General features: G+C 65.8%; 27 protein-coding genes. 10 read left to right on the top strand and 17 right to left on the bottom strand.

From position 1 onward, the window contains the following. Nucleotides 1-103 precede the first annotated feature (103 nt). The 7 genes from ASF32_RS15145 to ASF32_RS15115 all read right to left on the bottom strand — a co-directional run bounded on the left by ASF32_RS15145 (nucleotide 104) and on the right by ASF32_RS15115 (nucleotide 5,120). Nucleotides 104-553, bottom strand: a complete 450-nt coding sequence (locus ASF32_RS15145) for a hypothetical protein (protein WP_056429894.1) — start codon at nucleotides 551-553, stop codon at nucleotides 104-106. A gap of 198 nt (nucleotides 554-751) precedes the next feature. Then, the gene (locus tag ASF32_RS15140; protein WP_082470377.1) at nucleotides 752-1,321 is read right to left on the bottom strand and encodes a MerR family transcriptional regulator; all 570 of its coding nucleotides are present in this window, start codon (nucleotides 1,319-1,321) and stop codon (nucleotides 752-754) included. Nucleotides 1,322-1,329: 8 nt separating this feature from the next. Beyond that, complete coding sequence (locus ASF32_RS15135) at nucleotides 1,330-1,650, bottom strand: integration host factor subunit alpha (protein WP_056429891.1); 321 nt, start codon at nucleotides 1,648-1,650, stop codon at nucleotides 1,330-1,332. Between the two features lie 129 nt (nucleotides 1,651-1,779). Beyond that, a complete protein-coding gene (locus tag ASF32_RS15130; protein WP_056429888.1) occupies nucleotides 1,780-2,757 on the bottom strand; it encodes a beta-ketoacyl-ACP synthase III in 978 nt (325 codons plus the stop codon). 27 nt (nucleotides 2,758-2,784) lie between these two features. Next, nucleotides 2,785-3,819, bottom strand: coding sequence for a phosphate acyltransferase PlsX (gene plsX, locus ASF32_RS15125; protein ID WP_056255658.1), 1,035 nt, complete (start codon nucleotides 3,817-3,819; stop codon nucleotides 2,785-2,787). A 238-nt stretch (nucleotides 3,820-4,057) separates the two neighbouring features. Further along, entirely contained in the window at nucleotides 4,058-4,564 is a 507-nt protein-coding gene (locus ASF32_RS15120) for a DUF177 domain-containing protein (RefSeq protein WP_056429883.1), read from the bottom strand. 1 nt (nucleotide 4,565) lies between these two features. Further along, nucleotides 4,566-5,120 (bottom strand): ubiquinol-cytochrome C chaperone family protein, encoded by a 555-nt coding sequence (locus tag ASF32_RS15115; protein ID WP_056430490.1) that lies wholly within the window; start codon nucleotides 5,118-5,120, stop codon nucleotides 4,566-4,568. Nucleotides 5,121-5,293: 173 nt separating this feature from the next. On the opposite strand from ASF32_RS15115, the gene ASF32_RS15110 reads away from it, so the two are divergent. Further along, the gene (locus tag ASF32_RS15110; protein ID WP_056429879.1) at nucleotides 5,294-5,791 is read left to right on the top strand and encodes an outer membrane protein assembly factor BamE; all 498 of its coding nucleotides are present in this window, start codon (nucleotides 5,294-5,296) and stop codon (nucleotides 5,789-5,791) included. 142 nt (nucleotides 5,792-5,933) lie between these two features. On the opposite strand, the gene hisA is transcribed toward ASF32_RS15110, so the two are convergent. From hisA to ASF32_RS15060, 10 genes are all read right to left on the bottom strand, one after another. Further along, entirely contained in the window at nucleotides 5,934-6,668 is a 735-nt protein-coding gene (gene hisA, locus ASF32_RS15105) for a 1-(5-phosphoribosyl)-5-[(5-phosphoribosylamino)methylideneamino]imidazole-4-carboxamide isomerase (RefSeq protein ID WP_056430488.1), read from the bottom strand. Nucleotides 6,669-6,709: 41 nt separating this feature from the next. Then, nucleotides 6,710-7,369 (bottom strand): imidazole glycerol phosphate synthase subunit HisH, encoded by a 660-nt coding sequence (gene hisH, locus ASF32_RS15100; RefSeq protein WP_056429876.1) that lies wholly within the window; start codon nucleotides 7,367-7,369, stop codon nucleotides 6,710-6,712. After that, nucleotides 7,369-7,857, bottom strand: coding sequence for a DUF2628 domain-containing protein (locus tag ASF32_RS15095; RefSeq protein ID WP_056429873.1), 489 nt, complete (start codon nucleotides 7,855-7,857; stop codon nucleotides 7,369-7,371). Before ASF32_RS15095 ends, hisH begins: the two co-directional genes overlap by 1 nt. A 33-nt stretch (nucleotides 7,858-7,890) precedes the next feature. Then, entirely contained in the window at nucleotides 7,891-8,478 is a 588-nt protein-coding gene (hisB, locus tag ASF32_RS15090; protein WP_056429869.1) for an imidazoleglycerol-phosphate dehydratase HisB, read from the bottom strand. A 192-nt stretch (nucleotides 8,479-8,670) separates the two neighbouring features. Continuing rightward, the gene (locus ASF32_RS15085; RefSeq protein WP_056429864.1) at nucleotides 8,671-9,546 is read right to left on the bottom strand and encodes an S-methyl-5'-thioadenosine phosphorylase; all 876 of its coding nucleotides are present in this window, start codon (nucleotides 9,544-9,546) and stop codon (nucleotides 8,671-8,673) included. A 111-nt stretch (nucleotides 9,547-9,657) separates the two neighbouring features. Then, the gene (locus ASF32_RS15080) at nucleotides 9,658-10,557 is read right to left on the bottom strand and encodes a cytochrome c1 (RefSeq protein ID WP_056430485.1); all 900 of its coding nucleotides are present in this window, start codon (nucleotides 10,555-10,557) and stop codon (nucleotides 9,658-9,660) included. A 19-nt stretch (nucleotides 10,558-10,576) separates the two neighbouring features. Beyond that, nucleotides 10,577-11,860, bottom strand: coding sequence for a cytochrome b N-terminal domain-containing protein (locus ASF32_RS15075; protein ID WP_056429863.1), 1,284 nt, complete (start codon nucleotides 11,858-11,860; stop codon nucleotides 10,577-10,579). An 86-nt stretch (nucleotides 11,861-11,946) separates the two neighbouring features. Continuing rightward, on the bottom strand, nucleotides 11,947-12,507 hold the full coding sequence (gene petA / locus ASF32_RS15070) for a ubiquinol-cytochrome c reductase iron-sulfur subunit (RefSeq protein WP_056430481.1): 561 nt from the start codon (nucleotides 12,505-12,507) through the stop codon (nucleotides 11,947-11,949). 241 nt (nucleotides 12,508-12,748) lie between these two features. Beyond that, nucleotides 12,749-14,161: an MATE family efflux transporter gene (locus ASF32_RS15065; RefSeq protein WP_056429860.1), complete on the bottom strand. Its 1,413-nt coding sequence runs from the start codon at nucleotides 14,159-14,161 to the stop codon at nucleotides 12,749-12,751. Next, nucleotides 14,158-16,026 (bottom strand): ABC transporter ATP-binding protein, encoded by a 1,869-nt coding sequence (locus ASF32_RS15060; RefSeq protein ID WP_056429857.1) that lies wholly within the window; start codon nucleotides 16,024-16,026, stop codon nucleotides 14,158-14,160. Before ASF32_RS15060 ends, ASF32_RS15065 begins: the two co-directional genes overlap by 4 nt. Before the next feature lie 98 nt (nucleotides 16,027-16,124). Here ASF32_RS15060 and ASF32_RS15055 point away from each other — a divergent pair, with 98 nt between their 5' ends. From ASF32_RS15055 to hslU, 9 genes are all read left to right on the top strand, one after another. Then, nucleotides 16,125-16,583 (top strand): tRNA (cytidine(34)-2'-O)-methyltransferase, encoded by a 459-nt coding sequence (locus ASF32_RS15055; protein WP_056430478.1) that lies wholly within the window; start codon nucleotides 16,125-16,127, stop codon nucleotides 16,581-16,583. Nucleotides 16,584-16,679: 96 nt separating this feature from the next. After that, nucleotides 16,680-17,360: a PspA/IM30 family protein gene (locus ASF32_RS15050; RefSeq protein WP_056429854.1), complete on the top strand. Its 681-nt coding sequence runs from the start codon at nucleotides 16,680-16,682 to the stop codon at nucleotides 17,358-17,360. Between the two features lie 318 nt (nucleotides 17,361-17,678). Beyond that, nucleotides 17,679-17,951, top strand: a complete 273-nt coding sequence (locus ASF32_RS15045; protein ID WP_027172548.1) for a YiaA/YiaB family inner membrane protein — start codon at nucleotides 17,679-17,681, stop codon at nucleotides 17,949-17,951. Nucleotides 17,952-18,005: 54 nt separating this feature from the next. Then, nucleotides 18,006-18,926 carry an oxygen-dependent coproporphyrinogen oxidase gene (gene hemF, locus ASF32_RS15040; RefSeq protein ID WP_200919154.1) on the top strand — a complete coding sequence of 307 codons (921 nt, stop codon included), beginning with the start codon at nucleotides 18,006-18,008 and terminating at the stop codon, nucleotides 18,924-18,926. Further along, the gene (locus ASF32_RS15035) at nucleotides 18,923-20,041 is read left to right on the top strand and encodes an AAA family ATPase (RefSeq protein WP_056429842.1); all 1,119 of its coding nucleotides are present in this window, start codon (nucleotides 18,923-18,925) and stop codon (nucleotides 20,039-20,041) included. Before hemF ends, ASF32_RS15035 begins: the two co-directional genes overlap by 4 nt. Before the next feature lie 70 nt (nucleotides 20,042-20,111). Further along, nucleotides 20,112-20,507 (top strand): GFA family protein, encoded by a 396-nt coding sequence (locus ASF32_RS15030; RefSeq protein WP_056429839.1) that lies wholly within the window; start codon nucleotides 20,112-20,114, stop codon nucleotides 20,505-20,507. A 114-nt stretch (nucleotides 20,508-20,621) separates the two neighbouring features. After that, complete coding sequence (hslV, locus tag ASF32_RS15025; RefSeq protein ID WP_056429836.1) at nucleotides 20,622-21,158, top strand: ATP-dependent protease subunit HslV; 537 nt, start codon at nucleotides 20,622-20,624, stop codon at nucleotides 21,156-21,158. 87 nt (nucleotides 21,159-21,245) lie between these two features. Continuing rightward, nucleotides 21,246-22,916, top strand: coding sequence for a HAMP domain-containing methyl-accepting chemotaxis protein (locus tag ASF32_RS15020; protein WP_056429834.1), 1,671 nt, complete (start codon nucleotides 21,246-21,248; stop codon nucleotides 22,914-22,916). A 312-nt stretch (nucleotides 22,917-23,228) separates the two neighbouring features. Then, on the top strand, nucleotides 23,229-24,542 hold the full coding sequence (hslU, locus tag ASF32_RS15015; RefSeq protein WP_056429829.1) for an ATP-dependent protease ATPase subunit HslU: 1,314 nt from the start codon (nucleotides 23,229-23,231) through the stop codon (nucleotides 24,540-24,542). The last annotated feature ends 14 nt before the right edge of the window (nucleotides 24,543-24,556 follow it).

The following is a 24,556-nucleotide window of genomic DNA, read 5'->3' as shown; positions in this document are numbered from 1 at the left end:
GTCGCGACGGCAATTGAGCGTGGGAAGCTTGCCACAGTGCGGAGTCCGGCGGCGTGGATACAGGCCGCCGGACGCGTCATGCCTGAATGGTCTCAGGCTAGGCTCACAGGTCGGTGGCGCCCTTCTTGCTCTCGTCACCGCCCTTTGTGGCCGAACCGCCGACGGTGATGTTGATCGTCTGGGTCGTGGTCTTCCCATCGGCCTTCTTCACCTCGACCACGACTTCGTCGGTTCCGGTGAACCCGTCCTTGCTCTGGTAGAAGACACCCGTCGCGGCGGTCTTCTTGTTCGGGCATTTGTGGCTCGACGGGGTCGTGACGCTGCCGGTCTTGGTGATGAGCGATCCGTTCTTGGGCGACGTGCTGATGCGGATCTCGGGCATCGAGCCCGGCTTGCAATCGTCCTTCAGGTTCGAGGCGATGAGAATGCGGACGCTCTTGCCGGGTGCCGCGGTCTCAGAGCGGGTCGCGGTGTCCTGGGCGATAGCCGGGACGCTGGCCAGGGCGAGAAACAGGCCTGCTGCGAGAGAGGTCTTCGATTTGACGGCGTACATCGGGCGGTCTCCGGTGATGCCTGGCGACCTTATGGGACGAAAAAAGTGCGACCGCCGTGGCCGGATGCATGTGGGAAGGCGCCTGCCCGCCGTCGAGGGCACCGGAACGTTTCCTTCGCGAGCAGGATTCCGCACGCTCCCGGACACAAACGATCCATCAGGTGCAAAACGTCCCTCGCGCCGACCCCGATGGACGTCTCAGGAGTGAGCCGAAGGATCCGACGGGTCGCGGAGATGCCGTAGAGCATCCCGGCACGCGTAAAGGTCGTCCAGCACTGCCCTCAGAGCCTGTCGATCGAGGCTCTGGCGCTCGTCGCCGGCGAGATGGCTGACCGCTTCGTCCTCTGCCTCAGAATCCCCGGCGTCCAGATCGCGCTGGCTCGGCGCCGCCACCTCCGCTTCGCCTCGGCCGACCGATTGCACGAAGCGGATGCCATTCTCCTTCAGGACACGCTGGGCACCACGGATCGTGTAGCCCTGGTCGTGAAGCAGGCGGCGGATGCCCTTGATCAGGTCGACGTCTTCGGGCCGATAGTAGCGCCGACCACCGGCACGCTTGACCGGCCTGACCTGGGTGAACTTGGTTTCCCAGAACCGAAGGACGTGCTGCGGAACGTCGATATCGTCGGCGACTTCGCTGATGGTGCGGAAGGCGCCGGGGCGCTTCTCCACGGTGTCGCGGTGATCCATCAGGCCGGGGATGCTCGCCTCGAAGGAGCCATCCCTGCCGGAGGTCGGATCGGTCGGAACCTTGGCTGCCAGCGGCATGATGGACCTCAATCGTCGTCCTGTTCCGCGACGCCGTTCACGCCGTTGATCCGGGCCTTGAGCACGTTGGAAGGTTTGAACACCATCACCTGGCGCGGCTCGATGGCAACCTCGACGCCGGTCTTGGGGTTGCGGCCGACGCGCCGGCCTTTGCCGCGAACGACGAAGGAACCGAACGAGGACAGCTTCACCGTTTCACCGGATGCGAGGCAGCTGCAGATTTCCGACAACACGGTCTCGACGAGAGCCGCGGATTCCGTCCGCGACAGGCCGACCTGCTGATAGACGGCCTCGCTCAGATCGGCGCGTGTGACCGTCTTCCCTGCCATGCGTCATTCCCCAAACGAATCGTATTTTCTAACGTATCTCTATGATCGGACACGCTAATCTTCGTTTGCCCCGCGGTCAACCGCGCGTCCGATCCAAAGCTTGGCCATGCCATGGAAGCGTGGCGCGCCCTACCAACGGATGAGTGAGGCGCCCCAGGTGAAACCACCGCCGATGGCTTCGATCATCACGAGATCGCGGCGCTTGATCCGACCGTCCTTGCGGGCCGCATCGAGGGCGAGCGGGATGGAGGCCGCCGAGGTGTTGCCGTGCTGGTCGACAGTGAGGACGACCTTGCTCCGGTCGATGCCGAGCTTGTCGGCGGAGGCTTCGATGATGCGCCGGTTGGCTTGATGCGGCACGAACCATGTCAGGTCGTCCGCGCTCGTCCCCGTGGCGGCGAACGCGTCGGCGATGACATCCGTCACCGAGCCTACCGCGAAGCGGAAGACCTCCTTGCCTTCCATCCGCAGGTGGCCGGTCGTGCCGGTGGAGCCGGGGCCGCCATCGACGTAGAGCTTCTCCCGGTGCCGTCCATCGGACCGCAGGTGGCTGGTGAGTACGCCACGATCGTCACTCGTCCCTTCGCCGTCCTGGGCTTCGAGCACGATCGCCCCTGCCCCATCGCCGAACAGCACGCAGGTCGTGCGGTCTTCCCAATCGAGGATTCGCGAAAAGGTCTCGGCGCCGACCACGAGCGCGCGTTTCACGCTCCCGGAGGCAATGAACTTGTCGGCGGTGGCGACGCCGTAGACGAACCCGGCGCAGACTGCCTGGAGGTCGAAGGCGAAACCCGACCGTATCCCCAGCCCCGCCTGGATCTGGGTCGCCACGGACGGAAAGGTATGGTCCGGCGTGGACGTGGCGCAGATGACGAGGTCGATATCCTCCGGACCGAGCCCGGCGTCTTCCAGGGCAGCGGCAGCGGCCTTGATGCCCAGGGTCGATGTGGTCTCACCGGCATCGGCCAAGTAGCGCTGACGGATGCCCGTGCGCTGGACGATCCATTCGTCGGAAGTGTCGACGGTCTTCGTCAACTCGTCGTTCGTCACCAGGCGTGCGGGAAGGGCCGAGCCCGTTCCCGCCACTACGGAGCGTATAACCGCCATGTCAGATCCGATCCGGCATCGACCACCTCATGCGGAGGCGGCCATGGGCGTGAGTTCGAGCATGTCGCGAATGGTCCGCATCAGGTCGTGACGCGCCATATCGTGCGCAAGATCGACGGCGGCTGCGAAACCATGGGCATCTTCCGAGCCGTGGCTCTTGATGACGATACCCTCCAGACCGAGGAAGACGCCACCGTTTGCCCGGCTCGGGTTCATCTTGTCGCGGAGTGCCTTGAAAGCCTGCCGGGCGAAAAAGTATCCGATCTTGGCCGAGAGGGTCCGGCTCATGGCCGCGCGCAGGTAGCTGCCGATCTGCTTGGCCGTGCCCTCCGCGGTCTTCAGCGCGATATTGCCGGTGAAGCCTTCGGTGACCACCACGTCCACGGTGCCCTTGCCGAGGTCGTTGCCCTCCACGAAGCCGTGATAGGTCAGGTTCGGCAGATCGCTTTCACGGAGGCGCCGGGCGGCTTCCTTCACCGCCTCGTTGCCCTTCATCTCCTCGGTCCCGACATTGAGCAGGCCCACGGTAGGCTTGTCGAGATCGAAGACGATCCGGGCCATGGCGGCGCCCATCAGGGCCATCTCCACCAGATGCTCCGCGTCGGTACCGATGGTGGCGCCGACATCGAGGACGACGCTCTCCCCGCGCACGGTGGGCCAGAGGCAGGCGATGGCGGGGCGCTCGATACCGGCCAAGGTCTTCAGGCAGATTTTCGACATTGCCATGAGCGCACCGGTATTGCCGGCGGAGACGGCCGCGTCGGCCTCCCCGTCCTTCACGGCCTGGATCGCGCGCCACATCGAGGACTTGCCTCGGCCCGAACGCACGGCTTGGCTCGGCTTCTCGTCCATGGAGATCGCCACGGTGGTATGGCGGATCTCCACGGCGCCCTTCAGGCGCGGTTCGGCCGCCACCAGCGGGGCGAGGATGGCCTCGTCCCCGAACATCAGGAACGTCATCTCGGGATGGCGCTCGCGCGCGATGGCGGCGCCGGGGACCACGGTCGTAGGACCGTGATCGCCGCCCATGGCGTCGAGCGAGATGCACACTCTTTGAGACATGTGGTTCGGCCGGAGGCCTCTTTCAGGACGGACAGACCCCTCTTGCAAAAGGGTCGATGAGACGCCCTTCGGCGAGAAGGGATGGTCGAGAGGCATGGACCCGCATGGGCGGGCCCCTCCTCGGCGCGGCGGAAAATAGCGGTTCGAGCCCGGCGGGCAAACGAAATCTCAGCTTTTCCGGAATCCGTATCGCGACTTCGGCGCCGGAACCCTGAAAATCCGTCGCTCGGGCCGAGCGTCAGGCCTCGTCGCGCTTCAACGTCTTGAGGATGGCCAGCGGCGATTCCGTCGCGTCGGTGACGGGCTCGAAGTCGATGCCGGGCTTACGCGGATACGGATCGAGGCCAAGCGCCAGGAATTCGGCGGTGACCTGTCCGAGGTCGATCGTACCGTTGACGATCGGGTCCGGGATATCGGCCTCCTCGTCTCCGGCGTCCTTTTCCGGCTCGTGATCACTGAACACGATCTCGACCGGTTCGGAGATTTCCGCCTCGAACGGTTCGAGGCTGATTGTGCAGACCTGCGTGACGAAGGCCGAGACCGTGCCGGTGATGACGAGGCGGGCGGACGTTCCGCTCCAGTGTAGCCGGCCCACGAGATCGCGGATGGCCGGAATCCGGAAATCCGCCGCCAGCGCCGCTTCTTCCTCGGGGGTCGCATCGATGACGATCCCTGCCCTGTCCCTGGGCAGGCGGTCGACCCGGAATGGCCGCGACAATGGCCCGGCCGTCGACTTTGCCGTCATGTCAGATGTCTCCTGATTGGCTGAGGGTGAGCGGGGAGGGAAAGCCCGGCCCGTGCGAGACGATTTGGTCGAGGTCGCGCGCATCGAGAAGATCGACGCTTATCAGCACGTAGCGCGCGAGGCCCGCGGCCGCCTCCGGTGTCTCGGTGCCGATGACGTTGCGGGCCAGGGCAGCCTTGAGGCCGTCCTCGTCCCTCGCATCCAGCGCGCCGTCGTAACCCGCCGCGCGACCGTAGAAGGCCGCACCCAGTTTCTTCATGCGCTTCGGCACGCCGAAATCGCCGACACCGAGTTCGCGCAGCGAGGAATCGAGCTGGAGGAAGACCGCGTTGACCAGGTCCTGGGCGATGTCCGCCGCGGGAGCCGGCAATTGGTTCATCCGTCGCAGAACCATGATGACGTGGAGCGTCAGGCATTCGAAACGGCCCTCCACGGTGTCGGGGACGCCGAGATGGGTATAGAGCCCCGGCGCCCGCGAGGCTTCGTTGATCCGCAGATGCAACGCCTCGACGACGCTGGCGCGCGCGGAGCTTCGCTTGAAGAAGCGCGAAATCATGCCGTCCACCGGAGGCGCGAGGGGTGTGGCCGAGCTTGCCTTGTCAAAACCATAACCTCGCGGTACGGCAACCGACAGCCGGGGCGCAAGCTCCACCGGAACGTCCAGGTGGAGATCTGCACCGAGCTATGACGTTCAAACGTCGTGTTGTCTCAACGGATCAAGGGTGGCTGATGTCGCGCCGTTTCGTCTCGTCGATCAGCCGTCTCGCCGTCATCGGCCTTGTCGGAGTGGGAATCTCCGGCTGCATCGGTGAGGATCTCCGGCACGGATACCAGATCGATCAAGCCGCTCTCGCCACGGTGAAGCCTGGCATGAGCGCGGAGCAGGTGCTCCAGATCCTCGGTACGCCCTCCACGGTATCCACCGTCGGCAACAAGACTTGGTACTACATCACCCAGAACTCGCGCCGCACGGTGCTGTTCCTCGGGGAACAGGTGGAGGACCAGAAGGTCACCACCGTCTATTTCAACGCCGGCTTCAAAGTGGAGCGCATCGCTCTCTACGGCCTCCAGGACGGCAAGGTGTTCGACTTCATCGAGCGCACCACGCCCACGAGCGGCGCCGATCGTGCCTTCCTCGGCCAGTTGTTCCGCGGCCTCACCCGCTACGAGCCCTTCGGTAGCGGCTCGGGCGCTAGCATTGTGCCCGGGGCCAAGAACGGCCTGTAACCCCGTTTCCTAGGGAAACGAAAAAGCCGCGCGCCCCATGGGCGCGCGGCTTTTTCATGTCGATTCTGACTGTGGCGCGATGACGTCCTATACGAAGTCCCGGTGAGCCCGCCCCATGAGGGGCCCTCACCAAGGCCGGGTGTTACGCCGCTTTCCGGGCGATGGCGGCGAGCGCTTCGCGCGGATCGATGCGGCCGTCATAGAGCGCACGCCCGGTGATCGCCCCGGCGAGCATGGCGCAATCGGGTTCGAGCAGGCGATGGACGTCGTCGATCGAGGCCAGGCCGCCAGACGCGATCACGGGGATCGTCACGGCCTGCGCGAGGGCGAGGGTCATCTCGATGTTCAGGCCCTTGAGGATGCCGTCGCGTGCGATGTCGGTGTAGATGATGGCGGCGACGCCCGCATCCTCGAACCGGCGCCCCAGTTCCTCGGCCGTGGTGCTCGAGGTCTTCGCCCAGCCTTCCACCGCCACGCGACCGTCCTTGGCATCGACGCCGACGGCGATCTTGCCCGGATACAGGCGGGCTGCTTCGCGTACGAAGGCCGGGTCGCGTACGGCGGCCGTGCCGATGATGACCCGGCTGACGCCCTTCTCGATCCAGGCTTCGACCGTACGCATCTCGCGGATGCCGCCGCCGAGCTGAACCGGAAGGTTGGTGCGGGCGAGGATGGCGTCCACCGCCGACGCATTCATCGGCGCGCCCGCGAAGGCGCCGTCGAGGTCGACGACGTGAAGCCAGGAGAAGCCCTGCTCCTCGAACACGCTCGCCTGCGCGGCCGGATCGTCGCTGAAGACGATGGCCTGCGCCATGTCACCCTGGACGAGGCGAACGCAACGCCCTTCCTTCAGATCGATCGCCGGAAACAGGATCACGGTGAATGTCGCTTTCTGAATGTCGATGAGCGGTGGGGCGTCTACGGACGCCAACGCAGGAAGTTCGCGATCAGCGCCAGACCGAGATGCTGGCTCTTCTCGGGGTGGAACTGGGTTCCGGCGACGTTGTCGCGCGCAACGAGGGCGGTGACCGGACCGCCATACTCGCTATCGGCCACGACATCGCGCCGGTCGACCGGATCGAGGGCATAGCTATGGACGAAATAGGCATGCAGCCCGTTCTCGCCCGTGGCGATGCCATCGAGAAGCGCATGCGGACGCTCGAGCCGAAGGGTGTTCCAACCCATATGGGGAACCTTCAGGTCGGGGTCGGACGGGCGGATCGGGCTGACATCGCCGGCGATCCAGCCGAGCCCCGGCGTGACCTCGTATTCGAGGCCCCGGCTGGCGAGGAGCTGCATGCCGACGCAGATCCCGATAAATGGGCGGCCGCGTTCGTGGGCAGCATGCGTCATCGCCTCGACCATGCCGGAGACGGAATCGAGGCCCTTGCGGCAATCGGCATAGGCGCCGACGCCGGGCAGCACGACGCGGTCGGCGGACGACACCACGTCGGGATCGCTGGTGACGACGATGCGGGTCGCGCTTAGTCCAGCCTCCCGGGCGGCGCGCTCGAACGCCTTGGCGGCCGAATGCAGGTTGCCCGATCCGTAATCGATGATGGCGACGGTCTCGGACATCACGAACGACGCGGCTCGGCGAAGGGGAACATGCCGATGGCCGTATCGACCGGTCGCGCCGATGCGGCGGGATAGGCGCTCGGACCCGGACGGACCACGGGGGGAGCCGTCAGCCAGCGGTTCACGGCCTTCATCTCGGCCTCTTCAGCGGAATGGGCGACCACGGCGTCACGGGCGGGACGACCGCGCCTGGCATAGGTCCAACGGCGCAGGCTGGATGCCTCCATCCCCACTAGAAGGAGCAGGAGAATCGTGATGAGGAAGCCCGCGAAGGTGCCGAGCCCCAGGAAACGGCCGGCGAAACCGGCTGCCACGAGGAGGGCCAGCACACCGAGACCGGCCAGCCAGAGTCGGTGAAAAAAGAACCAGAGCGGACCGAAGACGAAGGCCTGGAGCGAGAACCCGTCGGGGACCAGGACCGCCCGGTCGAGACCGTGAGATTCGCCCGCGACGGCATCCGACGGCAGATGAATGGTGTAGGTGCGCATGCGTCTGTCCGCCTCTTCCCGCCCGTGAAGGCCCTACAGAGAACCCTTCGTCGAGGGAATCCGACCGTCTTCGCGGGGATCGACCGCAACCGCTTTCCGCAAGGCACGGGCCAAGCCCTTGAAGCAGCTCTCCGCGATATGGTGCGCGTTGTCGCCGTACAAAGTCTCCACATGCAGGGTGATCCCTGCATTCATGGCGAAAGCCTGGAACCACTCACGCACCAGCTCGGTGTCGAACTGCCCGATCTTCTCCACCTTGAACGTGGTGCGGAACACGAGGAAAGGTCGCCCGGAAATGTCGATGGCGACCCGCGTCAGTGCCTCGTCCATGGGCATGTGGATATCGGCGTAGCGCGCAATTCCACGCTTGTCGCCCAACGCCCGCGCAAAGGCCTGCCCCAGAGCGATGCCGGTATCCTCGACGGTGTGGTGGTGGTCCACATGGAGATCGCCGGTGACCTTGGCCTCCACGTCGAACAGCCCGTGCCGGGCGAAGAGTTCGAGCATGTGGTCGAAGAAGCCGACTCCCGTCGAGATCGTCGATCGGCCGGTTCCATCGAGTCCGATGGACACGCTGACGTCGGTCTCCGCCGTCCGGCGGCTGATGCTTGCGGAGCGCATCGCTGAGGGTTCGCTCATGGTTTGACCGTCACGGACAGGGCCGCCTTCAAGAGCATCGGCTCATGGGGGACATCGCCCACGAGCCTATGCCGAACGAGAACTCCGGACCGTCGATCCGGATCGCTATCGGGACCGACGCTCTAGAGGCAAATGCCTTCCTCTGGAAAGGCCTTACTGTCTAATGCTGCCGGGTCAGGCGTCGAGTACGCGTCCCGCCACGGCATCGAGCTTGGCCAGGAGCTCCGGATCGCGGTGGGACGGTGCGGTCATGATTGCGCCGTCCAGGGCACGGTGGGAGCCCGCCGGGCATTCCTCGCGCTCGGCCGGGAAGTCGCGGGCGATCCGCGAGATGAGGCGGGCCGCCTTGTCCGCATTCGCGCGCGCGACCGCGACGACCGAGGCGACGTCGACATCGGCATGGCCCGGATGCCAGCAATCGAAATCCGTCACCATGGCGATGGTGGCGAAGGTGATCTCCGCCTCGCGGGCGAGCTTGGCCTCCGGCATGTTGGTCATGCCGATTACATCGTAGCCCAGGCCCTTGTAGGTCCGGGATTCGGCGAAGGACGAGAATTGTGGGCCTTCCATGCAGACATAAGTCCCGCCGCGATGGACAGGCAGCTCCTCGGCAGCGGCGGCTGCCGCGATGCGCGCCTGAAGGGCCGGCCCTACCGGATGGGCGAAGGGCACGTGCGCCACGCAGCCATTGCCGAAGAACGACGATTCCCGGCCGTGAGTCCGGTCGACGAACTGGTCGACGAGGACGAACAGGCCGGGATGAAGCTCGCTCTTGAACGAGCCGCAGGCCGAGACCGAGACGATGTCGGTGACGCCGGCGCGTTTCATCACATCGATATTGGCGCGGTAATTGATGCCGGAGGGGGAGAGGCGATGGCCCCGTCCGTGACGGGCGAGAAAGACCACCTTGGTCGCGCCGATCCGACCGATCCGCAGCGAATCGGAGGGTTCGCCCCAGGGCGAGACGATGGCTTCCTCACGGATGTCTTCGAGACCGGGCAGATCGTAGACACCGGATCCGCCTATCACGCCGAGCGCTGCTGCGGTCATGCCGAATCTCCTGTGTTCGTCATCGAGGGCGCGCCGGGCGTGCCCGCAGGGTGGAAACGAAAACGGGCCCGCCACAGCGAGCCCGTCGGTCGTGAACCGCCTTTAAGGGGCTCAGCTCGTCTTGTGAAGCTCAGGCTGCAGGCCGTGGACCTCGCCGCCCACATCCGCCCAGACCTTCTTCTTCACGTAGTAGAGAAGGCCCGACAAAATGAGCAGGAACAGGATCACACGGAAGCCGAGGGCCTTGCGGGCTTCCATATGCGGCTCGGCCGCCCAGGACATGAACGCCGCTACGTCGTGCGAATATTGCTCGACCGTTTCGGGAACGACGGGGTTGCCCTCTGCACCCTTGGCGTAGGTCACCTGGCCGTCGCTCAGGGGCTTTGCCATCGCGATGAGGTGGCCGGGATAGTACTTGTTGTAGTTCGTTCCCGCCGGGACATCCATTCCCTTCGGCGCGTCCTCGTAGCCGTTCAGGAGCGCGTGGATGTAGTCCACGCCCTGTTCCGAATAGCCGATGAAGGGCATCGCATCGAAGATGAAGTAGGGGAAACCGCGCTCGTAGGTGCGAGCCTTGGCCAGCACCGAGAAATCGGGCGGGGCCTTGCCGCCATTGGCGGCCGCCGCCGCCTTATCGTTCGGGAAGGGAGACGGGAAGGCGTCGGCCGGGCGGCCGGGCCGCTCGAACATGTCACCCGCGTCGTTGGGGCCGTCCTTGATCTTGTACTCGGCTGCCAGAGCCTTGACCTGACCGGCCGTGAAACCCGGCCCGCCCTTCTCGGCGAGGTTGCGGAACTTCACGAGGCTCATGCTGTGGCAGTTCGAGCAGACCTCACGATAGACCTGGAAGCCGCGCTGCAGCTGGGCCTCGTCGAACTTGCCGAAGATTCCGGCGAAGCTCCACTTCTCCCGCGGCGGGTTGGGCGTGGAGTGACCGTCCTCGGCGCTGACCGAGGCAGAGCCGAGAAGGGTCGCGACGAGCGTGACGGCGAGGATGCGCGATGTGTTCATGCTTTTCACGATCCGCACCTCAACCCTTCGACGATGGTGCGGCGGCCGCACCGGCTGGCATGCCCGAACCGCCATATTGCGGATGTGGTCCGGTCACGCTTTCCAGGATCGATCCCGGCATCGCCTTCGGCGTTTCGAACAGCCCCACCAGCGGCATCACGATGAGGAAATGCGCGAAGTAGTAGGCAGTGCAGATCCGCGACGCGAGGACGTAGCCACCCTCGGGCGGCTTGGCGCCGAGCCAGCCGAGCACCACGCATACCGCCACGAACAGCCAGAAGAACTGGCGGTAGATCGGACGGTAGTTGGACGAGCGGACACGGGACGTGTCGAGCCAGGGCGCGAAGGCGAGGATGATCACGGCGCTGAACATCAGGATGACGCCGCCGAGCTTGTCCGGAACCGCGCGAAGGATCGCGTAGAAGGGCAGGAAGTACCATTCCGGCACGATGTGGGCCGGCGTCACCGAGGCGTTGGCGGGAATGTAGTTGTCCGCGTGGCCAAGGTAGTTCGGCTGGTAGAAGATCCAGTAGGCGAAGAAGACGAAGAACACGACGGTGGCGAACACGTCCTTGATCGTCGCGTAGGGCGTGAACGGCACCGCGTCCTTGCCGGTCTTGATCGGAATACCGGTCGGGTTGTTCTGGCCGGTCACATGAAGCGCCCAGACGTGAAGAACCACGACGCCGAGGATCATGAAGGGCATCAGGTAGTGCAGCGAGAAGAACCGATTGATCGTCGGGTTACCGACGGAATAGCCGCCCCAGAGCAGGCTCTGGATGGTGTCGCCCACGACCGGGATCGCGGCCAGGATGTTGGTGATGACGGTGGCGCCCCAGAAGCTCATCTGGCCCCACGGCAGGGTGTAGCCGAGGAAGGCGGTGGCCATCATCAGGAGGTAGATGATCACGCCCAGGATGTAGAGCACCTCGCGCGGGGCCTTGTACGACCCGTAATAGAGCGCGCGGAAAATGTGGATGTAGACCGCCACGAAGAACATCGAGGCGCCGTTGGCGTGCATGTAGCGCAGCAGCCAGCCGTAATTCACGTCGCGCATGATGTGCTCGACGGAGTTGAAGGCGTTGCCGGCCGAGGGGTCGTAATGCATCGCCAACCAGATGCCGGTGACGATCTGCGCCATCAGCATGGCGATCAGGATCGCGCCGAAGGTCCAGAAATAGTTCAGGTTGCGCGGGACGGGGAACGAGACGAACGACGAATGGACCAGCCCGACGATGGGCAGCCGCGATTCGAACCACTTGGCGATCCGACTCTTGGGGACGTAGGTGGCGTGACCGCTCATGAGGTTACCCGCTTCGAAGTCTGTTTCGCTCAGGTCCGTCGCTGCCGGACCCCCTCCCTCATCGCTCGTAAGCGATGCTGCCGAAGTCAGGCGACGGCCTTGCCGCCGTCTTCACCGATCCGGATCTTGGTGTCGTTCAGGAATGCGTAGGGCGGGATCGGCAGGTTGGTCGGTGCCGGTCCACGGCGCACGCGCCCGGACGTGTCGTAGAGCGAGCCGTGGCAAGGGCACGACCAGCCTTCATACTGGCCCTGGTGCCCGATCGGCACGCAGCCGAGATGGGTGCAGTTGCCGTAGACCACGAGCCACTTGGCGTGGCCTTCCTTCACGCGGGCGGAATCGGGCTGCGGATCCATGAGCTCGCTGAGCTTCGTGTCCTCCGATTCCTTGATTTCCTTCTCGGAGCGGTTGCGCACGAAGATCAGCTTGCCGCGCCAGAACACGTTGACGATCTGGCCTTCCTGGATCGGCGACAGGTCGACCTCGAGGGGCGCACCGGCGGCGATCACCTCCGCATCCGGGGCCATGGACGCCACGAAAGGCCAGGCCAGGGCACCGGCGCCCACGGCGAGACCGGCACCGGTCGCCAGGAACAGGAAGTCGCGGCGGGACCCGTCGTGACCTGATGAGGGAGGGGTGTTCGCCAAGATCGACACTCCGGTACAGGATGGCTCCGGTTCGGCGACCCGCAGAGTGAGGGCGCGCCGCTTCCGTTCGCCGAGATTTAGAGGCGCTCGAAAGAAGCGCGTAGGGCAGACGCAGACACGATTGCACAAATCTGTGCAATGCGACCGGGCGTCACCCGAGACGAGCCTTCTGAGGCAGGTTTCTCTGGCACGCCAGATGCGAACCTGTCCAGAGTAGGCCCGTGACGGGAAACAGTATTCGTCACGAGCGCGAAATGACGCTGCCGCTGAGCCATAGCCAGCGCCGCACCAGCATCACGGCGACCACCGCCAGACCGGCGCAGAACCCCATCCAGATCCCTGATCCGCCGAAGCCCAGGCCCCAGGCGGCGAGGATGCCGGACGGGATTCCGACGATCCAGTAGCCGAACAGGGCGATGGCCATGGGCACGCGTGTATCCTGCATGCCGCGCAGCGCGCCGAGGGCGACCGATTGGATGCCGTCCGCCATGGCGAAGAGCGCGGCAAAGCTGATGAAGGTGACGGCGTAGGGGATGACGTCGACATTTCCCGGCGCGTCGAGGTCGAGAAAGAGGCCGATGAGCGGTCGCGGCAGCGTCACCTGGACGAGCGCGCATGCGCTCATGAAGCCGAATCCGAGGAGGATCGCGATGGCGCCGGCCCGGCGCATGGCCATGCGGTCCCCGGCCCCGAAGGCCCGGCCGACCCTCACCGTGGCCGCCTGGCCGATGCCGTTGGGCACCATGAAGCAGATCGCGGCGATCTGGATCGTCACCGCATGGGCCGCAAGCGGGGCCGTACCGAACAGGCCCATCCCCAGAACGGCCGCCTCGAACAGGCTCGCCTCGGCCAGACCCGTCGCCGCCATGGGCAGGCCGAGGCGGAACATGGTGGAGAGACGCGCGGCATTGGGACGCCAGACACCGAGGAAGAGCCGTCGCCGGCGAAGGGACGGCGCCAGCATCATCACGCCGACGAGGGCGGCCAAGGACAGAAACGCGGCGAGCGTCGTGGCGAGGCCGACACCGACCATGCCGAGGCCGAGCAGCCCCGGCCCCTCGAAGGCGAGCCAGATCGCCAGGCCAACATTCACCGGCAGCGCCGCGATGCTGATGGCGAGGGGCCAGCCCGGTCGTTCCAGGGCGGACAGACTGGCGCGCAACGCCATGAAGGCGAGTGCCGGCCACATCGACCATTGCAGGGCGCGCATGTAGAGCCCGGCATCCTCCGCGAGCTTCGGTTGCTGCCCCATGGCGAGCAACAGCGACTCGGTGTGCCAGAGCGCCAGCATCACCGGGACGATCGCGATGGTGACGGCCCAAAGCCCGGCGCCGACGATACGGCGCACGTCGTGCTCGGCCGAATCGCCCCGGCCGAGCGCGCCCGCGATCAGGGGAGAGACCGCCGAGGCGAGGCCGATCCCGCAGATGAACAGGATGAAGTAGAGGCTCGTCGCCAGGGCCCCGGCGGCGAGCGGCTCCGCCCCGAGACGCCCGAGCAGAACCACATCGGCCGTGACCAATCCGTGCTGAGCGAGATTGGTCAGGATCAGAGGCGCGGCGAGCACCAGCGTCGCCCGCAGTTCGGTGAGCCACGGACCGCGTGAGGGACGCCGCCTCTCGCTCGCCCCAGCCGAAACGTCGAGGGCGATCATTCCGCCGCGTCCTCGTAGACGGTTGGCGAGACGTCACCGAGAAAGCCGCCGGACTGGCGCTCCCACAGGCGTGCATAGAGCCCGCCGGTGCGGATCAGCTCCGCATGGGTCCCCTCCTCCACGATGCGGCCGGCATCGATCACGATCAGCCGGTCGAGAGCAGCGATGGTGGAAAGCCGGTGCGCGATGGCGAGCACCGTCTTGCCCTGCATGAGGGTGTCGAGACTGTCCTGGATCGCCGCCTCGACCTGGCTGTCGAGGGCGGATGTCGCTTCGTCGAGGATCAGGATCGGCGCGTTCTTCAGGATGACGCGCGCGATGGCGATGCGCTGGCGTTGGCCGCCGGAGAGCTTCACGCCCCGCTCGCCGACCTGGGCGTCGTAGCCTGTCCGGCCCCTGTTATCGACGAGACCGGCGATGAATCCGTCGGCCTCCGCGAGTTGCGCCGCCCGCTGGATCTCCTCCAGCGTCGCGTCCGGCCTGCCATAGGCGATGTTGTCACGGATCGAGCGGTGCAAGAGCGAGGTGTCCTGGGTGACCATGGCGATCGCCTCGCGCAAGGAATCCTGCGTGACGCCCGCGATGTCCTGACCGTCGATGAGGATCCGGCCGTTCTGAATGTCGTGCAGCCGAAGCAAGAGCGCGGTCAGGGTGGTCTTGCCCGCGCCGCTGACGCCAACGAGACCGACCTTCTCGCCCGGACGGATATGGAGGCTGAAATCCTGGATGACCGACGGCGTGCCGTCGCCGTAGCGGAAGCCGACCCTGTCGAAGCGGATGTCGCCCCCGTCGACCACGAGCGTCCGCGCGTTCGGAACATCCACGATCCCGTGCGGGCGCGAGATCGTCTGCATGCTCTCCTGGATCACGCCGACATTCTCGAAGATGCCGCGCACCGTCTGCATGACCCAACCGGACATCGCCATCAGCCGCAGCACGAGGGCGAGACCCGCCGCCGCCTCGCCGGTGGTCATTCCACCGCTGCGCCAGAGCAGGAGACAGGCGGTGGCGGTGGCGACGATGAGCGCGCTGTTGAGGATGCCGAGCAGCGTCGTCGTGGTCGTCACGAGCCGGAACTGGTGGAGATGCGCCGTGGTGTGGACGTCGATGGCGTCGCGCACGGCCGCGCGTTCTTCCCGGTCGCGGGCGAAGAGCTTCACGGTGAGGATGTTGGTGTAGCTGTCGACGATCCGCCCGATGAGAATCGACCGCGTGTCGGCCGTCACGAGGGAGCGCGCTCGGGCACGGGGCACGAACCACCAGGTCAGCACCGAATAGGCCGCCACCCAGACGATGACCGGCAGGGCCATCCATAACGAGATGGAGCCGAATAGTCCCACCGCCGTCACCGCGTAGATCGCCACGTAAAGAAGCGTATCGATGAAAACCACGGCCAGTTCGCGCACGGCCGGTCCGACCTGCACGACCCGGTTGGCGAGCCGTCCGGCGAAATCGGCCTGGAAATACGAGAGCGAGTGGCCGAGCGTATAGAGATGCGTACGCCAGCGGACCTGGTTGGTCGCCTGCGGCACGAGCAGCTGGTTGGACATCACCTCGTGCAGCCAGATCGTGAAGGGACGAACCACGAGGAGCAGCATTGCCGCGAGGCCGAGCTTCCATCCGTGGTCCTGCAGGATCGTGACCCGGTCGGCATTGTTCAAGAGGTCGATGAACCAGCCCATGAGCAGGTAGAGCGATGCCTCAACCGTCCCGGCAGCCACTGCCACGAGGAACAGCATCACCAAGGCGGTCCGCATCGGCCTGAGATAGAAAGCGGCGAAGCCCGTCACCGTCTTGGGCGGCATCCGCCCGTCTTCGAAAGACGCGAACGGGTCGATGCGGCGCTCGAGCCAATCGAGAAACATAATCTGGTCCGGTGTTGGAGACTTGCCTGAGGTAGTGGGCCTTGACGACGTGCCAACCGCGAGGCGATGCCGCAGACGCAATGCAGCCGCCCGGTCCGATGCTCCGTCTCGCCCTCTACCAGCCCGACATTCCCCAGAATACGGGGACGATCCTGCGGATGGCAGCGTGCCTCGACGTGGCCGTCGACATCATCGAGCCGGCGGGATTCGATGTGTCCGACCGGCACCTGCGCCGCTCAGGACTCGATTATCTCGACCATGTGGCGATCACGAGGCATCGCTCCTGGGCCGCCTTCTCGCAGTGGCGGGAAGAGACCGGAACACGGCTCGTCCTCGCCACCACCGCCGGCGCCCTTCCCTACACCGCCTTTGGCTTCCTCCCCGGTGACTGCATCCTGCTCGGACGGGAATCTGCGGGTGTCCCCGCATCCGTCCACGAGGTGGCCGATGCCCGGATCGTCATTCCCATCCGCGAGGGAATGCGCTCACTCAACATCGCCGTGGCGGCGGCGATGATCCTCGGCGAGGGGCTGAGACAGATCGGGTCGAGCGCGTGACATGATTTTGAACGGTGTGCAGTTCAGCACTTGAACGCCGTTCAAATATCGTCGAGACCATGAGTGTGAACATCGTTCAAACGCCGGAGGCACACCATGCTCAAGTTGTTTCGGCTCCTCGCCCGCGGCGCAGCCGCCCAGGCTGAGGAAGCGGTGATCGATCGCCACGCCTTGCTCATCCTCGACCAGCAGATCCGGGAGACGCGAGTCTCACTGGAGCGCAGCCGTCAGGCCCTCGCCGCCGCAATGGCGGGTGACAAGGCGGAAGAACGGCGCTTCGCCGAGGTCGAAGCCCGCGCGGCGGATCTCGAAGAGCGTGCCCTGGCGGCGCTGACGGCGGGACGCGAGGAACTGGCGTCTGAGGCGGCTGAGGCCATCGCCGAGCTCGAAGCCGAACGGGACGCCATCGGTGAGGCGCGTCTGAGATTTGCCCGCGAAGTCGCCCGCATCCGCTCCGTCGTCGCCGACGCGACCCGTCGTCAGAGCGAGTTGGAGCGTGGACGCCGCATCGCCGCCGCGGCGGAGGCGGCACGACGCCTCGGCGTTCAGGCCAACCCCAATGATCGGGCGACGCTGAAGGAGGCGGAGGCGACCCTGAACCGGCTGCGTGCTCTCCAGACCGAGGCCGCCGACACGGAAGCGGCGCTCGCCGAGACCGAGCCCGGACTCTCCATCGCCGAACGGCTCGAGCGCGAAGGCTTCGGCGCCAGCACCCGCCCGAGCGGCGGCGCCGTCCTCGACCGCCTGCGGCGCAAGGTCGAGGCGCGTGCTGCATGAAAGTTGATGCGACGCGGACTCGATGGGTCTGGGCAGGTCATCGGAGCATCAAGACATGGGAAACACCATTCTCCCACCCGCCACCTCATCCTGAGGCGCCGGAGCGCAGCGGAGGCCTCGAAGGAGCCCTCCAGCAAGCTCGCTCTAACTGGAGGCCTCCTTCGAGGCTGCTTCGCAGCACCTCAGGATGAGGTCGAGGTGAGGAATAACCTTCAGAACCACCAAATCCGGGGCGATCGACATTCGAAAATATCGCCGATGACTTGAACAGAACTCACGCAACTCAGCTCTCTCCCATCAAGGACCACGACCATGACCATGAACAACGAGACCACTCAGCATTCCGGCGCCTGGGTCACCTTCACCTACGCCTCCTTCATCGGCTCGGCCGCGATGGTCGCCCTCGGCATCCTGTTCATGCCCATGGACATCTGGATCAAGGGCTACCTCGCCATGGGAACGATCATGCTGGTCCAGTCCTGCATCACCGCCACGAAGACGATTCGCGACGTCCATGAGGGTCGCCGCATGGTCAACCGGATCGAGGACGCCAAGACCGAGCGTCTGCTGATGTCGGTGGGTAAAGATTGACCGGACCTCGATTGACGATGGGCGGGAGGGATGGGACATCCCTCCCCCATGACGATGTCCGACACGACTCCGCCACCGCCCCCCGAGGCCGAACTCGCGCTCCTCAAGGACGAGGTGACCACGTGGTTCGCGAGCCTGCGCGACCGGATCCTGGCGGAGCTAGAAGCGATCGAGGCGGAGGCCGTAGGGCCGTTCCATCCCGATGCCCCGGCCGAGGCCGGACGCTTCGTGAAGACCCCCTGGAAGCGCACGGACCATAGCGGCACGCCCGGCGGCGGCGGCACCATGTCGATGCTGCACGGGCGCGTGTTCGAGAAGGCCGGTGTCCACGTCTCGCAGGTCTTCGGCGAGTTCGCGCCGGAATTTCGCGCTCAGATGCCGGGCGCATCGGAAGACCCGCGCTTCTACGCCACAGGCATCTCGCTCATCGTCCATCCCTGGAACCCGCATGTTCCGACGGTTCACATGAACACCCGCTTCGTCTCCACGACGAAGACGTGGTTCGGCGGCGGGGCCGACCTGACCCCCGTCCTCGACCGGCGCCGGACGCAGGACGATCCGGATACGCTGCGGTTCCACGCGGCGATGAAGGCGGCGTGCGACGCCCATGCGCCGGCGGCGGATTACGACCGCTACAAGGCGTGGTGCGAGGAATACTTCTTCCTCAAGCACCGCAACGAGCCGCGCGGGATCGGTGGAATCTTCTACGACTACCACTGGACCGGCGATCCGAAGGCCGATCTCGCCTTCACCAAGGATGTCGGCCTCGCCTTCCTCGATGCCTATCCGGCGATTGTGCGCGCGAACCTCTCGACGCCGTGGACGGAGGAAGACCGGTTGGAGCAGCAGGTGCGGCGCGGGCGCTACGTGGAATTCAACCTGCTCTACGACCGGGGCACCATCTTCGGCCTGAAAACGGGCGGCAACGTCGCCTCGATCCTGTCCTCGCTGCCGCCCACCGTGCGCTGGCCGTGAGCGACGACCTTCCGACCCGGTTCGCGCCCCAGCAGGACGCGGCGCTCAAAGCCATCGCCGAGTGGCGCAAGGCCGGCGGTCCGCAGGTGTTCCGCCTGTTCGGCTATGCCGGCACCGGCAAGACCACCCTGGCGCGTCGGATCGCCGACGATGTCGAGGGCAATGTCGTCTTCGGCGCCTTCACGGGCAAGGCCGCCTCTGTGATGCGGTCCAAGGGCTGCCACGACGCCGCGACGATCCACAGCCTGATCTATCGCAGCAAGGAGACCGAGGAGGGAGGACCGGCCTTCACCCTCAACCGCACCGGGCCGGTCTCGAAGGCGGAGCTCGTCGTCATCGACGAATGCTCCATGGTCGATTCGGATCTCGGCAACGACCTGCTCTCCTTCGACAGGCCGGTCCTGGTTCTCGGCGACCCCGCCCAATTGCCGCCTGTGCGCGGCGGCGGCTTCTTCACCGAGGCCGAGCCCGACGTGATGTTGACCGACGTCCACCGGCAGGCCGCCGACGACCCGATCGTGCGTATGGCCATGACGATCCGTGAGGGCGGCCGGCTCAGCATTGGCGAGTATGGCGAGAGCCGCGTCGTCTCGCGCCGCTCCCTCGACCCGTCGAGCGTGCTCGAATGCGACCAGGTCCTCGTCGGGATGAACAAGACGCGGCGGCTCTACAACAACCGCCTGCGGGAACTCGCGGGCCATACCGATCCGATGCCGGCGGTGGGCGAGAAACTGGTCTGCCTGCGTAACGACCGCACCAAGGGCCTGCTCAACGGCTCGACCTGGACGGTCCATGCCCTCCGGGCCGCGCCACGCGCCGACACGATCCGCCTCGATGTCGTGCCCGACGACGACCCGGCCCTGCGCCGCCGGCCCATCGACATCAAGGTCCTGCGGGCGGTGATGTCGGGCTCCGAGGAGGAGATCCCGGCCTTCCTCAAGCGCGAGACCGACGAGTTCACTTATGGCTACGCCCTCACCGTGCATAAGGCTCAGGGCTCGCAATGGGACAACGTCGTCCTGTTCGACGAATCCTTCGCCTTCCGTGAGCACCGGGCCCGCTGGCTCTATACCGGGCTGACCCGTGCCGCCCGCGCCATCACCGTGGTTGTGTGAGCGAGGGCGATGCCGTCTTGCCCGCGTCATCGTCCTCTGAGACAACGGCGAGAACGAAGGGGGAACTCACATGGTCTTGACGGGACGGTGCCGCTGCGGAGCGATCCATTACAGCGCCGAGGGCGAGCCGAGCCATAGCGCCCTGTGTCATTGCGCCGATTGCCGGCGCTCGTCCGGTGCTCCGGTGGTGGCCTTTGCCCTGTTCCCGGCCGAGCGGGTGACGATCGCGGGTCACCCGACCGATTACGAATCCTCGCCCGGCGTTATCCGGCAGTTCTGCGGCACCTGCGGCACGGGGCTGTTCTATCGTAACGAGGCGGTCTTTCCTGGCCAGATCGACATCCATACCGCGACCCTGGACGATCCCGAGGCGCTGCCGCCCCAGGTCAGGATTCAGATCGCCGAGGCCGCCTCGTGGTTCGCTCGGTTCGAGACCCTGCCGGCCTTCCAACGCTACCCGGAATAGCGCGGTAACGCTCCGGCGGAGGTTGGAGTCCGCGTTCCGAAAGACTACCTGACACCGGTCAGAACCAGACCGGAGTCAGCCTTGTCCCATTCCGCATCCGGCGGCCCGCCGCAAATGCACGCCACCACGATCCTGATGGTCCGCAAGGGCGGCAAGGTGGTGATCGGCGGCGACGGGCAGGTCAGCCTCGGCCAGACCATCGTGAAGGGCAATGCCCGCAAGGTGCGCCGCCTCGCCAAAGGCTCCGTCATCGGCGGATTCGCCGGGGCAACGGCCGATGCCTTCACCCTGTTCGAGCGGCTCGAAGCCAAGCTCGATCAGTATCCCGGTCAACTGACCCGCGCCTGCGTCGAACTCACGAAGGATTGGCGCACCGACCGCTACCTGCGTCGTCTCGAAGCGATGATGTTGGTGGCGGACAAGGATGTGAGCCTGCTTCTGTCGGGCGCGGGCGACGTGCTCGAGCCGGAAGGCGGCGTCATGGCGATCGGATCGGGGGGAAATTATGCCCTCGCCGCTGCCCGCGCCCTGGAAGATGGCGAGCACGATGCAGAGGCGATCGTCCGGCGAGCACTCGGCATCGCGGCGGAAATCTGCGTCTACACGAACGGCAATCTCGTCATCGAGCAACTGGAGTTTTCTGCATCTTAGTGCCAGATTGCAGCTCCGATTAACGTAAACTTGCGGATGTTCCCCTAGCGCTATCGGCTGTCTTTTCTGGAAAGCTGGCCGACGGCGATGCGCATCAAAGCTAAAATTCTAGGTTTCGTCGGTCTCTGCTCGATGGTGACGCTCGTCGTCGCCACGATTAGCATCATGTCGCTCCAGACCTTCAACACTGCGCTCACGGATGCGAAACTCGCCTCCCAGCGGGCCCTCGATGCCGCGAACATGAACCGGCTCGTCACCAGCGTCGTGGTCGAGTCGCGCGGCATCTACGCGGCCAAGGATACGCAGGATGCCGAGAAATACGCGGCCCGGCTGAAGAAGAACCTCGAGGCGATGAACGCTCTCCTGACCGCATGGGCTCCGAAAGTGCCCGTGAGCGAGCGGGCGCTCTTCGAGAAGATCACCGCCGAAGCCGCCGGCTTCACCACTCTGCGTACGGAAACCGCACGTCTCGGCACGCAGGTTTCGCCGAAGGCCGCCGCCGAACAGGGCTTCAACGAGGCCAACCGCGCCAACCGTCAGGCTTTCCAGGACAGTATCGAGACGCTCGTGGCGCATAGCTCGGCCGAGGTCGAGGCTATCGACCGCTGGACGGACACGCTCTACGCCGAGCGCCTGAACCTGCTCCTGGCCTTGGCGATCGGCGGAACCCTGGGCAGTCTTCTCATCGGCGGCTTCGTCGGAGCGCGGGCGATCGCCCGGCCCCTGGCCGGCGTCTCCGCCGCGATCCGCCGCCTGTCCGAGGGTGATCTCACCCTTCCCGAGACGAAGGCCCGACGCGACGAGATCGGCGAGATCTGGACCAGCATGCGGGTCTTCTCGGCAACGATGAAAGAGGCAGCGGCGCTGCGGATCCAACAGAACGAGGCCGACGGTATCGCGGGCCGACGTCGCCATGCCGAGATGGGCGCCCTGGCGGATCGCTTCCAGGGAAGCGTCGGCCAGATGGTGGGCACCCTGGCCGGCTCGGCCGCCGAGATGGAACTCACCGCCCGCACCATGGCCGCCACCGCCGACCAGACCAACCGGCAATCCACCGCCGTGATGAACGCGGCAAACGAGACCGCCATGAACGTTCAGGCCGTCGCGGCGGCGACCGAGGAACTCGCGGCGACGGCCAACGAGATCGGCGCGCAAGTGTCCCAGACGTCTGCCGCCGCCGCCGGCGCGGTGGAGAGCGCGCGCCGAACTTCGGAGCGTGTCCGCGTCCTCGCCGACAGCGCGTCCCGCATCGGCGACGTGGTCGCCTTGATCTCCAACATCGCCAGCCAGACCAACCTGCTCGCCCTGAACGCCACCATCGAGGCTGCTCGCGCCGGTGAGGCCGGTCGCGGCTTCGCCGTGGTCGCAGCCGAGGTGAAAGGGCTCGCCGCCCAGACTGCGAAGGCGACGGACGAGATCACGGTTCAGATCGCCACGATCCAGGAGGCGACCCGCGACACGGTGGGCGCCATCGAGGAGATCGGCTCCACCATCGGCACCGTCCATACGATCGCGATGGGTGTCGCGGCGGCGGTGGAGCAGCAGCAAGTGGCCACGCAGGAGATCGCCCGGAGCGTCAACGATGCCGCGCGCGGAACCCAGGCCGTCACCGAAACGATCGCGGACGTGCAGCTGGCCGCCGTTCAGACCGGGGCCGGCGCGTCCCAGGTTCTGGCCGCCGCCGAGCAATTGACGCAGCAATCCAACAGCCTGGGCAACGAGGTCGAGGATTTCGTCGGCGGCATCCGCGCAGCCTGAACCGTCTTGCCCGACCATCTGGAAAGGGCGGGTGCCGACGCTTAGATCGGGGTCGTGCAAGACCGCGTGCTTCTCCTGACCCACCGCAACGATCCCGCCGCAGGCTCGCCGCATCTGGCCGCATCTGGCCGGGCCGGCGGCGTTCCTGCATGAATGGGCTGGCACTTCCGACAGGTCGGCGTGTCGTCTCATCGCTGGCCTGTCCCGGTGCTCGCCCGCTGCAGGCCGCGTCAGGTATCATTCGCTGACGGATCGGCTCGGCGCCCTCCCCTCATCTCGGGCAGCTCAACTGCCGCATTCGACCGGAGCGTGATGACAACTTTCTCTCCCCGCGAAATCGTCTCGGAACTCGACCGGTTCATCGTCGGCCAGCATGACGCCAAGCGTGCGGTCGCTATTGCCTTGCGGAACCGCTGGCGCCGTCAGCAGCTCGTGGGGCCATTGCGCGAGGAAGTCGCGCCGAAGAACATCCTGATGATCGGCCCCACTGGCTGCGGCAAGACCGAGATCGCCCGTCGACTGGCCAAGCTCGCCGGAGCGCCGTTCCTCAAGATCGAGGCGACGAAATTCACCGAGGTCGGCTATGTCGGCCGCGACGTCGAGCAGATCGTGCGCGACCTCGTGGAGGTCGGTATCGGCCTCAAGCGCGAGGAGAAGCGTCGTTCGGTCAAGGCGAAGGCCGAGGCGGCGGCGGAATCGCGCATCCTCGATGCCCTGGTCGGACCGACATCGGGCCAGGCCACCCGCGAGAGCTTCCGTAAGAAGCTGAGGGCCAGCGAGCTCGACGACAAGGAGGTCGAGATCGAATTGTCGGGCGGATCGCCAACCGGTTTGCCGATGTTCGAGATTCCCGGAATGCCCGGAGCCTCCATGGGGGCAGTCAATATCGGCGACATGCTCGGCAAGGCGCTCGGCGGCCAGAAGGGCAAGCCGAGGCGTATGACCGTGCGCGAGGCCTACGCTCCCCTGCTCGCCGAGGAATCCGACAAGCTGGTCGATTCGGAATCGCTGACGCAGGAGGCGATCCGCGAAGTCGAGAACAACGGCATCGTGTTCCTCGACGAGATCGACAAGATCTGCGCGAAGGAAGGCCGCTCATCGGCAGATGTTTCGCGGGAAGGCGTACAGCGCGACCTGCTGCCGCTGATCGAGGGAACCACGGTGGCGACGAAGCACGGTCCGGTGAAGACCGACCACGTGCTGTTCATCGCCAGCGGCGCTTTCCACGTCTCCAAGCCGTCCGATCTTCTGCCCGAGCTACAGGGGCGCCTGCCGATCCGCGTCGAGCTGCAGCCTCTGACGGTAGAGGATTTCAAGCAGATCCTCACCACCACGGAGGCGAGCCTGCTGAAGCAGACCGTGGCGCTGATGGCCACGGAAGGCGTGACCCTGGATTTCACGGACGATGCCGTGGACGCGCTCGCACGGGTCGCCGTGGAGGTAAACAATTCGGTGGAGAATATCGGCGCGCGCCGGCTCCAGACCGTGCTGGAACGGGTGATCGACGACATCTCCTTCACCGCCACCGACCGGTCCGGGGAGACCGTGGCGATCGACGCCGCCTATGTTCGCGAGCGTGTCGAAAGCCTCGCCGCGAACGCCGATCTCAGCCGGTTCATCCTGTAGTTCTCGTCCCGGCG

Source organism: Methylobacterium sp. Leaf91 (assembly GCF_001422815.1).
GTDB lineage: Bacteria > Pseudomonadota > Alphaproteobacteria > Rhizobiales > Beijerinckiaceae > Methylobacterium.
Note: the sequence above shows the minus strand (reverse complement) of the source record. Positions and strands in the feature narration are given on the sequence as shown.

Bases quoted from the DNA above. Each gene is read 5' to 3' on its own strand.
- ASF32_RS15145 (WP_056429894.1), bottom strand. From the start codon at position 553: ATGTACGCCGTCAAATCGAAGACCTCTCTCGCAGCAGGCCTGTTTCTC.
- ASF32_RS15140 (WP_082470377.1), bottom strand. From the start codon at position 1,321: ATGCCGCTGGCAGCCAAGGTTCCGACCGATCCGACCTCCGGCAGGGAT.
- ASF32_RS15135 (WP_056429891.1), bottom strand. From the start codon at position 1,650: ATGGCAGGGAAGACGGTCACACGCGCCGATCTGAGCGAGGCCGTCTAT.
- ASF32_RS15130 (WP_056429888.1), bottom strand. From the start codon at position 2,757: ATGGCGGTTATACGCTCCGTAGTGGCGGGAACGGGCTCGGCCCTTCCC.
- plsX (WP_056255658.1), bottom strand. From the start codon at position 3,819: ATGTCTCAAAGAGTGTGCATCTCGCTCGACGCCATGGGCGGCGATCAC.
- ASF32_RS15120 (WP_056429883.1), bottom strand. From the start codon at position 4,564: ATGACGGCAAAGTCGACGGCCGGGCCATTGTCGCGGCCATTCCGGGTC.
- ASF32_RS15115 (WP_056430490.1), bottom strand. From the start codon at position 5,120: ATGATTTCGCGCTTCTTCAAGCGAAGCTCCGCGCGCGCCAGCGTCGTC.
- ASF32_RS15110 (WP_056429879.1), top strand. From the start codon at position 5,294: ATGTCGCGCCGTTTCGTCTCGTCGATCAGCCGTCTCGCCGTCATCGGC.
- hisH (WP_056429876.1), bottom strand. From the start codon at position 7,369: ATGTCCGAGACCGTCGCCATCATCGATTACGGATCGGGCAACCTGCAT.
- ASF32_RS15095 (WP_056429873.1), bottom strand. From the start codon at position 7,857: ATGCGCACCTACACCATTCATCTGCCGTCGGATGCCGTCGCGGGCGAA.
- hisB (WP_056429869.1), bottom strand. From the start codon at position 8,478: ATGCGCTCCGCAAGCATCAGCCGCCGGACGGCGGAGACCGACGTCAGC.
- ASF32_RS15085 (WP_056429864.1), bottom strand. From the start codon at position 9,546: ATGACCGCAGCAGCGCTCGGCGTGATAGGCGGATCCGGTGTCTACGAT.
- ASF32_RS15080 (WP_056430485.1), bottom strand. From the start codon at position 10,557: ATGAACACATCGCGCATCCTCGCCGTCACGCTCGTCGCGACCCTTCTC.
- ASF32_RS15075 (WP_056429863.1), bottom strand. From the start codon at position 11,860: ATGAGCGGTCACGCCACCTACGTCCCCAAGAGTCGGATCGCCAAGTGG.
- ASF32_RS15065 (WP_056429860.1), bottom strand. From the start codon at position 14,161: ATGATCGCCCTCGACGTTTCGGCTGGGGCGAGCGAGAGGCGGCGTCCC.
- ASF32_RS15060 (WP_056429857.1), bottom strand. From the start codon at position 16,026: ATGTTTCTCGATTGGCTCGAGCGCCGCATCGACCCGTTCGCGTCTTTC.
- ASF32_RS15055 (WP_056430478.1), top strand. From the start codon at position 16,125: ATGCTCCGTCTCGCCCTCTACCAGCCCGACATTCCCCAGAATACGGGG.
- ASF32_RS15050 (WP_056429854.1), top strand. From the start codon at position 16,680: ATGCTCAAGTTGTTTCGGCTCCTCGCCCGCGGCGCAGCCGCCCAGGCT.
- ASF32_RS15045 (WP_027172548.1), top strand. From the start codon at position 17,679: ATGAACAACGAGACCACTCAGCATTCCGGCGCCTGGGTCACCTTCACC.
- hemF (WP_200919154.1), top strand. From the start codon at position 18,006: ATGTCCGACACGACTCCGCCACCGCCCCCCGAGGCCGAACTCGCGCTC.
- ASF32_RS15030 (WP_056429839.1), top strand. From the start codon at position 20,112: ATGGTCTTGACGGGACGGTGCCGCTGCGGAGCGATCCATTACAGCGCC.
- hslV (WP_056429836.1), top strand. From the start codon at position 20,622: ATGCACGCCACCACGATCCTGATGGTCCGCAAGGGCGGCAAGGTGGTG.
- ASF32_RS15020 (WP_056429834.1), top strand. From the start codon at position 21,246: ATGCGCATCAAAGCTAAAATTCTAGGTTTCGTCGGTCTCTGCTCGATG.
- hslU (WP_056429829.1), top strand. From the start codon at position 23,229: ATGACAACTTTCTCTCCCCGCGAAATCGTCTCGGAACTCGACCGGTTC.